This is a genomic window from Paenibacillus sp. 2TAF8 (assembly GCF_052114825.1).
GTDB lineage: Bacteria > Bacillota > Bacilli > Paenibacillales > Paenibacillaceae > Paenibacillus.
In genome coordinates, this window is record NZ_JBFRFN010000012.1 from 125566 (window position 1) to 140154 (window position 14589).

At 46.7% G+C, this 14589-nt stretch carries 11 protein-coding genes; 4 read left to right on the forward strand and 7 right to left on the reverse strand.

Annotation, left to right across the window (positions count from 1 at the left end; genetic code table 11):
• Window positions 1–7: 7 nt before the first annotated feature.
• From AB4Z30_RS18640 to uxaC, 4 genes are all read right to left on the reverse strand, one after another.
• Entirely contained in the window at window positions 8–1891 is a 1884-nt protein-coding gene (locus AB4Z30_RS18640; protein ID WP_441929011.1) for an ABC transporter ATP-binding protein, read from the reverse strand.
• Entirely contained in the window at window positions 1888–3615 is a 1728-nt protein-coding gene (locus tag AB4Z30_RS18645) for an ABC transporter ATP-binding protein (RefSeq protein ID WP_441929012.1), read from the reverse strand. Before AB4Z30_RS18645 ends, AB4Z30_RS18640 begins: the two co-directional genes overlap by 4 nt.
• On the reverse strand, window positions 3612–4217 hold the full coding sequence (locus tag AB4Z30_RS18650) for a MarR family winged helix-turn-helix transcriptional regulator (protein WP_441929073.1): 606 nt from the start codon (window positions 4215–4217) through the stop codon (window positions 3612–3614). Before AB4Z30_RS18650 ends, AB4Z30_RS18645 begins: the two co-directional genes overlap by 4 nt.
• A gap of 417 nt (window positions 4218–4634) precedes the next feature.
• Window positions 4635–6074, reverse strand: a complete 1440-nt coding sequence (gene uxaC / locus AB4Z30_RS18655; protein ID WP_441929013.1) for a glucuronate isomerase — start codon at window positions 6072–6074, stop codon at window positions 4635–4637.
• A gap of 303 nt (window positions 6075–6377) precedes the next feature.
• On the opposite strand from uxaC, the gene AB4Z30_RS18660 reads away from it, so the two are divergent.
• Complete coding sequence (locus AB4Z30_RS18660; protein ID WP_441929014.1) at window positions 6378–7133, forward strand: MBL fold metallo-hydrolase; 756 nt, start codon at window positions 6378–6380, stop codon at window positions 7131–7133.
• Between the two features lie 105 nt (window positions 7134–7238).
• Here the strand turns inward: AB4Z30_RS18660 and AB4Z30_RS18665 are convergent, their stop codons facing one another.
• From AB4Z30_RS18665 to AB4Z30_RS18675, 3 genes are all read right to left on the reverse strand, one after another.
• Window positions 7239–7976, reverse strand: coding sequence for a hypothetical protein (locus tag AB4Z30_RS18665; protein ID WP_441929015.1), 738 nt, complete (start codon window positions 7974–7976; stop codon window positions 7239–7241).
• Window positions 7977–9059: 1083 nt separating this feature from the next.
• Window positions 9060–10577 (reverse strand): alpha-amylase, encoded by a 1518-nt coding sequence (locus AB4Z30_RS18670; protein ID WP_441929016.1) that lies wholly within the window; start codon window positions 10575–10577, stop codon window positions 9060–9062.
• Between the two features lie 194 nt (window positions 10578–10771).
• Entirely contained in the window at window positions 10772–13090 is a 2319-nt protein-coding gene (locus AB4Z30_RS18675) for a helicase C-terminal domain-containing protein (protein ID WP_441929017.1), read from the reverse strand.
• Between the two features lie 151 nt (window positions 13091–13241).
• Between AB4Z30_RS18675 and AB4Z30_RS18680 the strand changes: the two genes are divergently transcribed.
• From AB4Z30_RS18680 to AB4Z30_RS18690, 3 genes are all read left to right on the forward strand, one after another.
• Window positions 13242–13454 carry a helix-turn-helix transcriptional regulator gene (locus AB4Z30_RS18680; protein WP_441929018.1) on the forward strand — a complete coding sequence of 71 codons (213 nt, stop codon included), beginning with the start codon at window positions 13242–13244 and terminating at the stop codon, window positions 13452–13454.
• Window positions 13444–13740: a hypothetical protein gene (locus AB4Z30_RS18685; protein WP_441929019.1), complete on the forward strand. Its 297-nt coding sequence runs from the start codon at window positions 13444–13446 to the stop codon at window positions 13738–13740. The genes AB4Z30_RS18680 and AB4Z30_RS18685 overlap by 11 nt, the downstream gene beginning before the upstream one ends.
• Window positions 13741–13988: 248 nt before the next feature.
• A complete protein-coding gene (locus AB4Z30_RS18690) occupies window positions 13989–14489 on the forward strand; it encodes an antibiotic biosynthesis monooxygenase family protein (RefSeq protein ID WP_441929020.1) in 501 nt (166 codons plus the stop codon).
• The last annotated feature ends 100 nt before the right edge of the window (window positions 14490–14589 follow it).

Sequence of the window (14589 nt, forward strand, 5' to 3'; positions counted from 1 at the left end):
TAGTCTGTTAGATCGCCTGTGGCTGTTGCTCCGTAAACTGGCTGTTATACAGATCCGCATAGAAGCCCTGCTTCGCCATCAGTTCCTCATGATTACCCTGCTCAATCACGTTACCGTGATCCATGACAAGGATGAGATCGGCCCCGCGAATGGTGGACAAACGGTGGGCGATAACAAAACTCGTACGATTTTGCATCAGTTCATTCATTGCTTTCTGGATAAAGACCTCGGTCCGTGTGTCAACGCTGCTGGTTGCTTCATCCAAAATCAGGATGGACGGGTCCGCCAGAATCGCTCTCGCAATTGTCAGCAGTTGTTTCTGACCTTGAGAGATATTGGACGCCTCTTCATTCAAAATCGTATCGTAACCGTCCGGCAATGTGCGTATGAAATGGTCAGCATGGGCAGCAACAGCGGCTTTGACTACGTCCTCTTCCGACGCACCTTCCCGTCCATAGGCAATGTTATCCCGAATCGTACCGTTGAACAGCCACGTATCCTGAAGCACCATACCGAACAGGCTGCGCAGATTACCGCGGGACATGTCTTTAATGTTAATGCCATCGATGGTAATCCGGCCACTCTTAAGCTCGTAGAAACGCATCAGCAGGTTGATCAACGTTGTTTTTCCGGCACCTGTCGGTCCAACGATTGCCACGGTCTGGCCTGGTTTAACATTAATATTCATATTACGAATGAGCAGTTCATTTTCTTTATAGCCAAAATCGACCGCCTCAAAAGCTACAGCCCCTGACGGGTAACGCAACGTTGCAGGTTGTTTGGACTCAGGAACTTCCTCTTCCTCATCCAACAGCTCGAATACCCGTTCTGCCGATGCAATTGTGGATTGAATAATGTTAGAGATGTTGGCAATCTGGTTAATCGGCTGTGTGAATTGACGCGAATATTGTGTAAAGGCCAAGATGTCCCCGATGGAGATGGAACCCCGTGTAACAAAAATCCCGCCAACCACACAGATCAGCACATATCCCAGATTCCCGACAAAGTTCATCAGAGGCATAATAATCCCCGAAATAAACTGGGCTTTCCAGCCCGATGCATACAGCTCTTCATTTACTTTCTCGAATTGCTGTACGGATTGCTCCTCACGTCCAAAGGCTTTGACCACCTTGTGTCCGGTATACATTTCTTCTACGTGACCGTTCAGTTCACCAAGTGATTTCTGCTGTCCCGCAAAATGCTTTTGCGATCGGGAAGCCACCAGCATAACCACAATGACACTAAGCGGTAAAGTCAAAATCGTAATCAACGTCATCCATGGACTGATCGTCAGCATCATAATGATGACACCCACAATCGTCACCACGGACGTAATAAATTGAGCCAAACTTTGTTGCAGCGTATTACTGATATTGTCCACGTCATTGGTTGCACGGCTAAGCGTCTCACCATGTGTACGCGAATCGAAATATTTCAGCGGTAAACGTCCAACCTTGGCACTGATCTGCTCGCGCATATCATAGACTACACGTTGGGCCACGCCAGCCATCAGGTATTGCTGTACATACGCGAAAGCAGCACTGAACAGATACAATCCAAACAACAGGTATAACACTTTCATCAAGGCTGGAAAATCAATCCCGGCTCCCTGCACACCCTGCATAATCGCAATAGCTCCCTGGGCAAGAATATCTGTACCCTCAGCCATGATCTTCGGACTAATAATACCGAACACTGTACTTAAAATCGCAGCAATCAGTACACCGATCAGACGACGACTGTGTGGCTGGAGATATTGAATCAGACGACGCAGTGTTCCCTTGAAATCTTTGGCTTTCTCAACCGGAGGCCGCATGCCCATTCCACCGCCAGGATGACCCGGTCCGCCTGGGTTGCTCGGTGCTTTGCGTGGTGCTGTACGTTCACTCATGCGATCTCCTCCTCAGTCAGCTGGGAGGATACAATCTCACGGTATACTTCATTGTTCTCCAGCAGCTCTTTATGTGTGCCCGATCCGACAATTTGGCCTTCATCCATGACGAGGATACGATCTGCATCCATAACCGTGCTTACCCGCTGAGCTACGATTAACACAGCTGCTTCCGTCGTTTCCGATTTGAGTGCAGCACGAAGTTTGGCATCTGTTTTGAAATCGAGGGCCGAGAAACTGTCATCAAAAATATAAATTTCAGGACGGCGAACAAGTGCGCGTGCAATGGACAAACGTTGTTTTTGTCCACCTGACACATTATTCCCGCCTTGTGCAATCAGACTGTCATACCCTTCCTTCATCTCGGAGATGAAGTTTTCGGCTTGGGCCGTACGTGCCGCATGAACAATTTCATCCATACTCGCGTCATCCTTACCTTGCCGAATGTTATCTGCAACCGTACCGGTGAAAAGGACGGCCTTTTGCGGGACAAATCCAATTTTGGAGCGCAGTTCTTCTTGTCTAATCTCCCGTACATCCGTTCCATTCACACGCACAGAACCTTCGGTCACATCATAGAAACGCGGAATGAGGCTGAGCAATGTGGTTTTACCCGAACCCGTACCGCCGATAATCGCTGTCGTTTCACCGGAACGAGCCGTGAACGAGATATCGGACAACGCAGCATTTTCTGCACCCGGATAACGGAAAGTGACATGATCAAACTCAATCGTTCCCTGCATCGATTTCATCTTGCCAGGCTGTGCAGGGTCATAGAGATCTGGCTGCATATCCAGCACTTCATTAATCCGCTCTGCCGAAGCTGATGCTCTTGGAATCATCACAAAAATCATGGACACCATAATCAGTGAGAACATAATCTGCATCGCATATTGTACAAAGGCAATCAGGGAACCAATGTTCATATGACCGCCATCAATACGCAGACCACCAAAGTACAGAATCGCAATCATCGAAAAGTTCATAACCAACATCATCACAGGCATAACCGTCGCCATGAGGACGTTGACTTTGATCGATGCATCCCTTAATTCCGTATTTGCTCCGTTGAAACGAACACGCTCATGCTCGCCCCGGTTAAAGGAACGAACGACTCGAATTCCTGTCAGTTGTTCACGCAGCACAAGGTTAAGTCGATCCAGCTTTTTCTGGATTTGTTTAAAGAGAGGAAATCCTTTGGAGCCAATTAAGGCGATTGCCCCTGCAAGTACAGGCAGGACAACCAGGAAGATGGTGGACAGCTTCGCATCCTGAGAAATGGCCATGAAAATCCCCCCGATACACATCATCGGAGCCATAATCATCATGCGCAACATCATCGTTAATACGTTCTGTACCTGGGTAATATCATTTGTTGTACGCGTAATCAGCGAAGCTGTGCCCAGCTTGTCGAATTCCTGCAGTGAAAAATTCTCAACATGCCGGAACACTCGGCTACGTAGCTGTTTGGCAAATCCGCCCGCTGTGCGCGAAGACAGATAACTCGCGATAATGGAACATGTGGTTCCGCCAATGGCAATGAGCAACATGAAACCGCCGATTTTCCAAATATAAGGTACATCACCTTTGACGATACCGAGATTCACGATATCTGCCATTAACGTAGGCAAGTACAGTTCAGCCATCGTTTGCAGAAAGATGAGCGCCAAAATAAAAATAATCGGAATACGATAGGGCTTTAACATGCGAAATAACTTCATCATGGCGTATCATCTCCTTGTTTGGATAATCTGGATTGGGATGCTCTCGATTCGGGCCCTTCATTATCTTCTTCAGTTGCTTCATCTCGATGTTCTGTTGATTCATTCTGCCCCGAAACCTGTGTATCAAAAAAGGCGTCCACCTTGCTGAGCAATCCAGCCAGTTGCAGGCTGTCCTCCTCGCCTAGGTGTTCAACCAGCCTGTTAAATGTTTGCATACGTGCTTCATGAGCTGCACGAATGATCGCACGGCCCGCGTCCGTAATTGTAATCCGCACCGCCCGCCGATCCTCGGGGTCCATCGTCCGCTCAACCAGACCTTCATCCTCCAGGCTTCGAATAACCGGTGTAATGGTTGGTGATTTTACACGCATTAATGCGCTAATTTCGGATACTTTCAGTCCCGGATGTTCCTGGTTGAAATGGCTCTCAAAATCGGGCGGATTATCCCGCCAATCCATACGTTCACCTGGATGTGCCCCATGAAGCAAACAAGCAAGTACCATAATTTCATTGTGATTGCGCCCATGTGGTTTATGTTGTCTCCATTTGGCTTTATTAAACTGCATAATGGTGTATAAAAGCTTCTGGGCTACCGGATCCATGCCAGTCAACACATCGTCCTCCTTCTTCGGAACATCATGTTCCTTATAATAATCATCATCTTTCTATTAGATAGGACTTGTATTTAATAGCCTATCGATTTAATAGATGACCAATTTAATAGCCACTCAATTAATTAGGTTACCTAAGTATATTGTCAGCTTATGTATATGTCAATCATTTCATTCATGTCAAAAAGATCCAATGTCTACAGGCCTTTGATGCTATGCGATTACACATCTAATCAATAGTGTTCCAAAATGACAGCATGTTGACTCTTATCCATCACCATGACAAAAAAGCCCCCAATCCCCAGGTTGGCTTAAGACCAAACGAAGGGATTGGAGAGCTTTTGACATAAAATTTCTCAATAGATTTTTCTGAATTAGTTTTTTTCAGGTAGACTGTTGAATCGATATTTATTTTGAAACAGAAACACTCTCCGGCACAGCAGCAAAAGGGAAATAGTCCTTAGCATTATTATAAGCGATACCCTGCACGATCTGACCGAGCAGTTCCATATCATTTGGTGCCTCACCTTGTTCTGCCCATTCACCAATCAGGTTACAGAGCAGGCGGCGGAAATATTCATGTCTCGTATATGAGAGGAAGCTTCGGGAATCGGTCAACATGCCGACAAAACGGCTGAGCAACCCGACATTCGCAAGTGCCTTCATCTGTGCAAGCATACCATCCTTGGTATCATTGAACCACCATGCCGCGCCAAGCTGAATTTTACCTGGTACGCCTCCACCTTGGAAGCTACCAATAATGGCTGCCAGCACTTCATTATCCCTTGGATTAAGAGAGTAGAGAATTGTCTTTGGTAAGGCATCTTGCTGCTCCAGCGTATCCAGCAATCCGATAACAGCTGACGATAATGGTGTATCATTGACAGCATCGTACCCTGTGTCAGGCCCGAGCTTTTTGAACATTTTCGTATTGTTATTACGAGCTGCATTGATGTGGAACTGCATGACCCAGCCGCGCTCTGCATACAGCTTGCCAAGGAATGTCAGTGTAACCGTCTTGTATCCGTCCTCTTCGGTGCGGGAAACCTTCTCTCCCGCAAGTGCTTTGGCAAAAGAGGCCGCCGCTTCCTCGCGAGTTGCTTCAGCGTAAGGCACGTAATCCAGTGCGTGGTCAGAGACACGACCACCTACGGAATGGAAAAATTCCACACGGGATTCCAGCGCAGACAGGAATGAGTCATAATCTGTGATGTCCGTGCCCACCACCTGAGAAAGCTTGCCTACCCATTCGATAAATGTATCCCGGTTTAATTCCAGCCCTTTATCCGGGCGGAAAGACGGTAGTACCGCTGTGTCAAAACCTTCAATCTCCTGAATTTTCAAGTGATATTCCAGAGAATCGGTAGGGTCATCGGTCGTGCACACCACGGTGACATTGGATTTGGTAATCAGATCACGCGCACCGAAGCCTTCGCCGGTCAGTTGGGCATTTACTTTTTCCCAGATCGCTGGGGCACTTTTCTCATTAAGCACTTCATGTACATCGAAATAACGTTGTAATTCCAAGTGAGACCATGCATACAGCGGGTTGCCGATCATCATCGGCACTGTTTTGGCATACGCAAGGAAACGGTCATAATCCGTCACCCCTTCGCCGCCCGTCACATACTTCTCTTCAACACCGTTAGCCCGCATCAGACGCCATTTGTAATGATCGCCATACAACCAGGCCTCTGTCAGATTGCCAAATGTTTTGTTTTCGTAAATTTCCTGAGGACTGAGGTGACAGTGATAATCCATAATCGGCATGTCTTTTGCATACTGTTCGTATAGCTTGACCGCCGTTTCATTGTGAAGTAAAAATTGTTCATCCAGAAAAGATTTCATTCGCCTTGCACGCTCCCTTTAGGTGAGTTTACGTTCATTTAGGTTCACTTTCCATCTTTACGCTACACCGTTTTCGCCTAAAGTTCAATATAAAATGATAGCGTTATCAAAAAAGGTTGCTTTAGGCATACTTTCGGAAACACGGTATACTGGATTTAACGCGAGTGATACTGATTTAAAGATTGATGAGAGATCCAAACTCTTATTATAAACAATACGGATATGGAGATCGATATAGAGATCACAATCAAAGATGGACTATATACCGGTCCTTACATCAGCCATAAAAGGAGAGGCAATGCGATGAAAATCACTTTTCTAGGTACAGGAGACATGTTCAGTGTAGAACAACATCATAATAGTATGCTGGCCGAATTTGGCGATACCCATCTGGTGATTGATTTCCCGGAGTCTAATGCCAAAGCGCTCAAGGAATACGGATTCGCGATGACGGGCATTCATAATGTGTTTATTACTCATCTGCATGAAGATCACATTAACGGAGTTCAGATGCTAGGCTATTATTCGCAAATTGTCGGGGATCGCAAACCCCGTCTTTTTATTCATGAAGAGTTGGTTGATCCTCTGTGGAGCATTCTTTCACCAGGTATGCGGTATACGACGGACGGCGAACGAACGATGAGTGATTATTATGAAGTGGTTCCACTGCCGGATGGCGGAAGTTTCGAGCTCGGCGGGGTCACGTTCGAGACGTTTCGCACACAGCATGTTCCCGGCATGGTCAGTAACGGACTGATAGCGAAACCTTATTTCTACTATAGTGCCGACAGCACGCTTGATCATGAGCGAGTGGAACAGGTTGCACCCGATGTGCAGTTGATTTTCCATGAATGCCATATGCATGATTTGGTGATCAAATCCCATACGTCACTGAAGGATCTGGAGCAACTCCCCGCCGAGGTAAGACGAAAAACGGTATTGATGCATTACCATGATGAGTATGCTGATGCGGACAAACGTGCAGAATTCAATCGTACGTACGCGGATGATCTGCGTATGGTTGGTACGCTGGAGTCTTTTCAGTTGGGGGCATATTAGTAAACGGGCTATGACCTACAAAATATGAACAGGTCATCGGCATGGGAATGAGAGATTAGGTTAGAGGATCAGGACGATCCCTGGCCCTCTCTTCCCCTGTTCTGCTCATCTCTCCCATAACTTCATATATTCAATCATTCTTGAAGATGGCTTGGCTTGAAGGCGAATATAATCCTCTTTCCGCTGATCTTCTGGTCCATATGAGATTTTGACATACACATCAGTATAGTTCTGAAGATATTCTGTGCTAATTTCGGATTTGGGTCTCAGAACATAACTTCTGGATAAGCCTAATCCCAGCGGCTCCTTATCCGGCCGCAGCGTAGTTTCATATGTATTGCCAACATTCGAATGGAAGAGTTCCGCTGCATCAATAACTTGTAACATATCGGGATGAAGAGTGAAGGTTTGAATGACATTCATCATCGGCATGCGAACTTCATCAAGCATAACCTCATAGGTAATCCCATCCACTCCGGATTCTCGGTCAGGGTTTACATCCACCGTCGCATCCAAATGATACTCCCCTGGCAGGGCTTCCTTGAAACTCTCTTGATCCTTTGTTACCCGCTTGGTTATATCCCTGCGTTCCGTGTTGAACGTATTGTGGTCCGCGCGCTTAACTTCTCCATTTGGCCCTTCTTCCACACCAAAATTACACGCCGTTAAACTTATTGCTATCACAAGCAGATAGAGGACAAGCCAAAAGGGATACGTTCTTGCTCTTTCTTTTGTAGTTCTCTTTATGGTTCTGGTTCTTGTTATTGCAGTTGTTGTTGTTGTTGTTGTTGTTATTGTAGTTCTTGTCCTTGTTTTTGTATTGGTTTTAGTTCTACGATGCATGCCAGAGCTAACCCCCTTCCCTCTTTCATATATTCCCTTGTCAAAACTTATCGTTCATCCACATGAACACCATGCCCGGTATATACTTAATACGTTAATTAAAGCGTCCGCCATCACTGACATTCTCTTGTAAACTCGAGTGAGACTACCTAACTAGTCTAGATTTCCAATAAAAATATTCCTATATTTGGATTATTGTATCATGTATTCTAATATTAATCTCACAAAATCTCTGTCATGTGTGGAAACGTAAGTAGTGAATAATTTTTAGGTTTGTTTGTTCGTTGGTTCGTTGGTTCGTTGGTTCATTTGTTCGTTCGTTCGTTGGTTGGTTGGTTGACTGACTGTAGTTAAGCATCGGTGAGATGTACGTAGAGCAGATCGAGAGTAGATAAGTATTTAGAAAGTAGCTTGAGTAGGGGCCTGACTATATAAATGCGGGGAAATTCGAGCAGTGTACACTCCGTTTTAAGTTTTCATCTACGCTAACGATCACCAGAAACCTTATTTCGCGTATATTGAAGGGTTTTACATTCTAACGATCACCAGAAGCGTTATTTGGATGAATTCGCTGTAAATGATAGCATTTTGACCGAATTTCAGCAAAATAAGCTCCTCTGGGATCGTTAGATTTCCTGAGACCCTGTTTGGGGGCAAATAAGGTTTCCTGAGATCGTTAGAATTCCAGAGCTTCCAAACTATTAATCTGGAGTTTCTAAAATGAGAAAACCACCTGAACCATCAGCACGCAGCAGCGCGTCTGTTTGAACGACCTTCACTCGTTGGACACTATATGATGAGTGAAGATACCGTTCAGTTTCAGGTGGTTTATTTATTGCTTGCGGTTCTTTAGCATATCGACCTTTTTTTACTTGTTACGCATCACTTATGCAGAGGCATTCTCCTGCAAATATTCACAAACAATGACTTTGGGAATTCTCAACATCTCGTTTGCGCCATTGCAGTGTGTATATGAGAATTCAGCTTAGTTTTCTGCGAGCAAACGAATGTTATCGTTCATTTACGACACATGCTATAACTACATCAAAGTCTAACGTGCATTTCCTGATGAGCGAAAGCTCATCACTCTCCGTCTTCAGCCCCATTTGCAGCTACAGCTACAGTGTCTGCGCCGCAATCCTCATTTTGCTCTGGCAGTGCCCAAACGGACACGCCTCCGCCGCAGACATGGAACGTAGCCCAGCCATCCTCCTCAATGGTGATTGGATCTTCACATCTGCCGGTCAGATCTTTCCAGACTTCCCCTGCACGATGCTCTCCGACAAACATTCTCTTCTCACCGTCATCCCCATTCGAGATGACCACTGTGCAGCCGGAGCCTTCGATCTCTTCTACACCGAGGCGTACCCAACCGATAGTATTGGGATGATCGAAATAGTCTACTTGCTCTCCATAGGCTTTATTGCAACGAGCTGACAACAGAATGTCCAAAATCTCTTTTTTTCCATCCACCGGTTCAGGTCCGCCAATCCCGTAATAATCGCCGTAAAAAACGACGGGATATCCGTCACGACGTAGCAATGTCAATGCATACGCGCTCGGCTTGAACCAATCGCCAACCCAGGATTCCAGAGCCTCATGAGGCTGTGAATCATGATTATCCACAAAAGTTACGGCATGGGTTGGATGCGTCTGAACGAGGGTATCGTCAAAAATTTTGGAAAGATCGAAATTGCGCCCCGCCAGAGAAGCTTCGTGAAACTTATAGTGCAGGGATACATCAAACAGGTCAATCTGGTAGTCCACCGTGTCCAAAAACGTACGACAGGCATCCAGGTTCGAGTTCCAGAACTCGCCCACAATGTAGAAATCCTGACCACGTTTGCGGATCATCTCCGCAGCAAATTCTTTAATGAACTCATGGTTGATATGTTTGATCGCATCCAGTCGGAAACCACCGCATTGCAGCGTATCGATCAGCCATTTTCCCCATTCGATCATCTCATGCCGTACATCCGGGTGGTTATAATCTATATTGGCAAACATCAGATAATCATAGTTGCCAAACTCATCATCGACGTTTTCATTCCAGGTTTTGTTCTCGCCAGCAATGCGGAACACACCCGTACGTTCTTCTTTTGCATCAAAATCGGTGCCGTTGAAGTGTTCAGATGTCCATTTAAAAGAGGAGTATTGATCACCGCGTCCAGGAAATGTGAATTTCGTCCAGCCTTCAATCTCAAACGGTTCGGAAATTTCCTTGGTCCGGTCATTGGGATCCACCTCAATTACCTTGAATACTTCCTTCTCGTCCGCTCCGGCCTTATGATTCATCACGAGATCGACATAGACAGCGATGCCACTCTTCTGACACTCAGCAATGGCCTCCACCAGCTCCTGCTTGGTGCCATACTTGGTGCGTACCGTACCCTTCTGATCAAATTCGCCCAGATCGTACAGATCATACACGCCATAACCTGTATCTTCTGCAGACACAGCTTTGGTTACAGGAGGCACCCATACCGAGTCTATGCCTTTTGCTTTCAGTCCCGGGGCCATGTCAGCAAGTCGTTTCCAATGATCGCCGTCTGCAGCCAAATGCCATTCAAAAAACTGCATCATCGTATGATTTCTCTTCATCACAAACCGACCTCCTTGATTTGCATTCGAAGCGGACCGCGGAACGGATAGGGTATCGCCGTTGTTCGTTCGTGCTAACCAAGTTATAACCCGTTTACCCTATGTTTCAATCATGAAAATGAAAGAATGTTAAGAAATTCAAGAAAAAATTTCGTAAAACATTGAAAAATAGAGCTATAGATCTGGAAAACCCGTTAAATCCGTTTATAATCCATCCATTCTTCAGGTAATAAGGAACGATACGGTTCTTGCGTGAAACGATCATCGACCAGCACCAGCACACCTTTGTCTTCTTCGGTTCGAATGAGCCTGCCCCCAGCTTGCAGCACCTTGTTCATACCCGGAAATACATAAGCATAGTTAAAACCGTTACGTCCTGATTTATCAAAATAATCCTTGAGCACGTTGTTCTCGAGACCAATCTGCGGCAACCCAGCACCTACAACGACAACACCATTCAGACGATCTCCTGGCAGATCGACCCCCTCAGAGAATACGCCACCCATCACCGCAAAAACGAGACGTGTACGCTCGGGATTCGGTTGGAATGCCGCCAGAAATTGCTCCCGCTCCTGCTCGTTCATACCTTGCTCCTGCATTACTGTATCCGTATCACTCGCCCCCGGAAGCTGTGTATATGCCTGATAAATCTCACGCATGTACGGATAGGAAGGGAAAAAGACCAGCAGATTAGTGCGCGGCCACTCGGATACGAGCTGCTGTAACATCTCGGCAATTGGACGTTTGGAACGCTCCCGGTCTTTGTAACGCACAGACAGAGGCATTAGCCGCACATCCAGTTGCTCAGAGCTAAAAGGTGAAGGAATCTGCAGCGTATAATCCTCCTCCTCTGCCCCCAGCATATCCCGATAATAACGAAGGGGGGACAGGGTAGCCGAAAAATGAATGGTCGATCGGAAACCTTTGGCTGTCTGTCGCAGTTGCTGTGACGGATCGAGACAGAATAGCTTCACCCTTACCTCGCTTCGCACACACTCCGCATAGGTTATGAAACGCTCATCATACAGCTTGGCGATCCGCACAAAATTTTGCGCCGTAAAATAAGCATCCAGCAGCAGTTGATCCATCTCGGCATTGCCCGACCCACCTTCGACCAAGCATTGCTCCGCCACCAGAATAAACGGCTCCAGCCGTTCGATTAGCTCCTCCGGTGCCTCCTGCTGAATGATCTTGCCCTCTTCTCCGCCGTTCTTACGCAGGGTAATCAGATACTTGTCGATGGCTCCGGTGTAGTCCACAATTGCTTTGGCGGCGGGCACGTTGCTGCCCAGCGTCTGGAACTCTCTTTTGACATCGAGAAATACGGCTTTTTCCAGCTCCGCGGAGAACATCATGCGCCCACGATCCACCAGATTATGTGCCTCGTCCACCAGCAGCACTGTTTTACGCTTCTGTTCTTCCAGCATGCGCTTAAGCGATATACGCGGATCAAAAATATAGTTATAGTCACAAATCACCGCATCGGCTGCATACGCCGCATCCAGTGAAAACTCAAACGGACACACCCGGTGTTTACGGGCATACCGCTCAATGACGGGGCGTGTCATTAACGTTTCATTCTCCAGCAAGTCCAGCACAGCGCCGTTGATCCGGTCATAATACCCTTCACACATGCCGCATTGCCCCGTATCGCAAGCTTCCTCGTCCTTGAAGCAAATTTTGTCCTTCGCCGTCAGGCTGATGACATGCATGTTCAACCCTTCCGCCTGCATCCGGGCAAAAGCTTCCTCTGCCGCCACTCTCGTTGTCGTTCTCGCCGTCAGGTAGAACAAACGGCTGGCCTCGCCTTCACCGATGGCCTTCACCGTTGGGAAGAGCACGGACATCGTTTTTCCGATGCCTGTAGGTGCCTTGGCCATAAGTCCCTGGCCTTCACGAATGGTTTTGTACACTGCCCCTGCCAGCTTGCGCTGTCCTTCCCGGTATTTGCGAAAAGGAAACGGCAGCTCGCGCACACTAGCGTCCCGCTCCGCTTCATAAGCAGCAATCATCTCGGCGTACGGTGCATATCCGGCGATAACCTCTGCTGCAAACTGCTCGAGCTCCTGCCGCTCCGCCATGCGGCGAAACCGCCGTTCCTCCCCTGTCACCGAATGCACATACGTCAGCTGCACCTGCATCCGCGGCTCATCATGCTGTGTAGCATACATATAGGCATACATCTTCGCCTGAGCCCAGTGTACGTCGAGTCCGCCGTCCAGCTCGTCCAGGTTGCCTGCCGTGGATTTGATCTCATCTACCGTCAGTTGCCCCTCCAGGCGGATCAGGCCGTCACATCGCCCTTCAATGACGTATGTCAGATCCCCATGCTGAAGTTCGGCTTCCAGCACGATTTCTTTTAAATCCTCTTCGGTATACGCCTTCTGCACCCGCTGATGAATCCGTGTTCCCTCTTGCATTGATGCATTGGTTCGAAATCCCGGACGTATGCTTCCACTGCGATACACGTACTCGACCAATGGCCTGACTGATATCCGAATTGTTGTTTTCATACGATCACCCGTTCTGTTTGTAGTGGTTCTACTTTATCATGAAACATCCCTTGAGTCACAATCGACTCTCAAAAAAATGCCACTTTTATTAAGTCAAATTGACTTTATCTATTCGCTTTAGTAAAGTTAACTTTACTTTGAGGAGGATAATTTGCAAAATCTAATCCGAGACAAACGTATACATATGAAAATCACTCAAGAAGAACTGTCTCAACGACTCAAGGTTTCCAGACAAACCATCATATCGTTGGAGTCTGGAAAGTATAACCCTTCACTCGTACTTGCTAACAAGCTCGCCCAAGTGTTTGACTGTCGAATTGAAGATTTATTTATTTTTGAAGGAGATGAGAATATTGAGTCCTGAACTGGTGAATCGTTTGACAGGAGTTGGAGGAATCGTCGTTGGACTACTGCTCTTCACAAGAGGAATAAGCCGGAGACAACATGGTCTGGATGAGCGTTATCTTTACTGCCTGACCAAAGCAAAAGCCTTCTCATGGAATGCAACAACTGTCAGTCTTGCTATGGCATGGATTATCGTAGTTACGCTGGATGGGATTTCACTCTCTTTTTTCATCGTTACTGCTCTGTTTGTCATTCATTGTTTATCTTCTCTGGCAGCAAACCTCTACTACTCCGCTCGTCATTAAACGTATTCTGCAAAATGTGAGCCTGTTGGACTCGCCCTTTGCCGTGTGCTATGTTAGAAATATCCGTTGATAATTAAATACAGCGGCCGAAATGTAATGAATTATTTGTTGATGAATGCTGAAGGATGATTGATGACGCACGATACAGTAGGTCAATATTGACAGTCCTGTCGGCGAGACAAGTGCAAGTATTTGAGAACCTACTCCTTGTGCTGACAACCTATTATAAAAAGGAGGCCGAAGTTCTTATGTATATTTATTTGGTTCCATCTCCCTTATCGGATGCTCTTGCGGCTTATCCGCATCTAAGATTGAGAGGTGCTGAAGATCAGGTGCTTCTCGCTATTGAAACCAATGATCGTCTGCTGCATATTGAGTCGGATGAACAAGTGGCTGTTTACGAGGCTTTTGACGATGCCGGATCGTGGACTGGCGGTGGATTCGCTGTACTGAACAACATCCCTGTTACTGAAGATGGACGTAATGATTTTGAGGAACGTTTTAAAAATCGTGCTCGCAAAGTAGAAGATGAACCCGGATTTGTCGGTATTCGTGTACTTCGTCCGCTTAAGGGGGATACGTATGTCGTACTGACACTCTGGCAGACGGAGGAAAATTTTAAGGGCTGGCAGCAGTCGCAAGCCTACAACCACGCTCACCGCAATCGCAGCACAAGTGAAGGCCTGACTGCACAGAAACCAACCATGTTCCCTCGGCCTTCCTTTGTGACAACGTATACAATTGAGTAGGGAGTATATGTGGATGTATTCCTTTATTTAAATCGCAACTGGGTCCCAGTGGCACAGTATATCCATTCATTTTTTCGYAAGCTGAGGAAAATAATTAAGA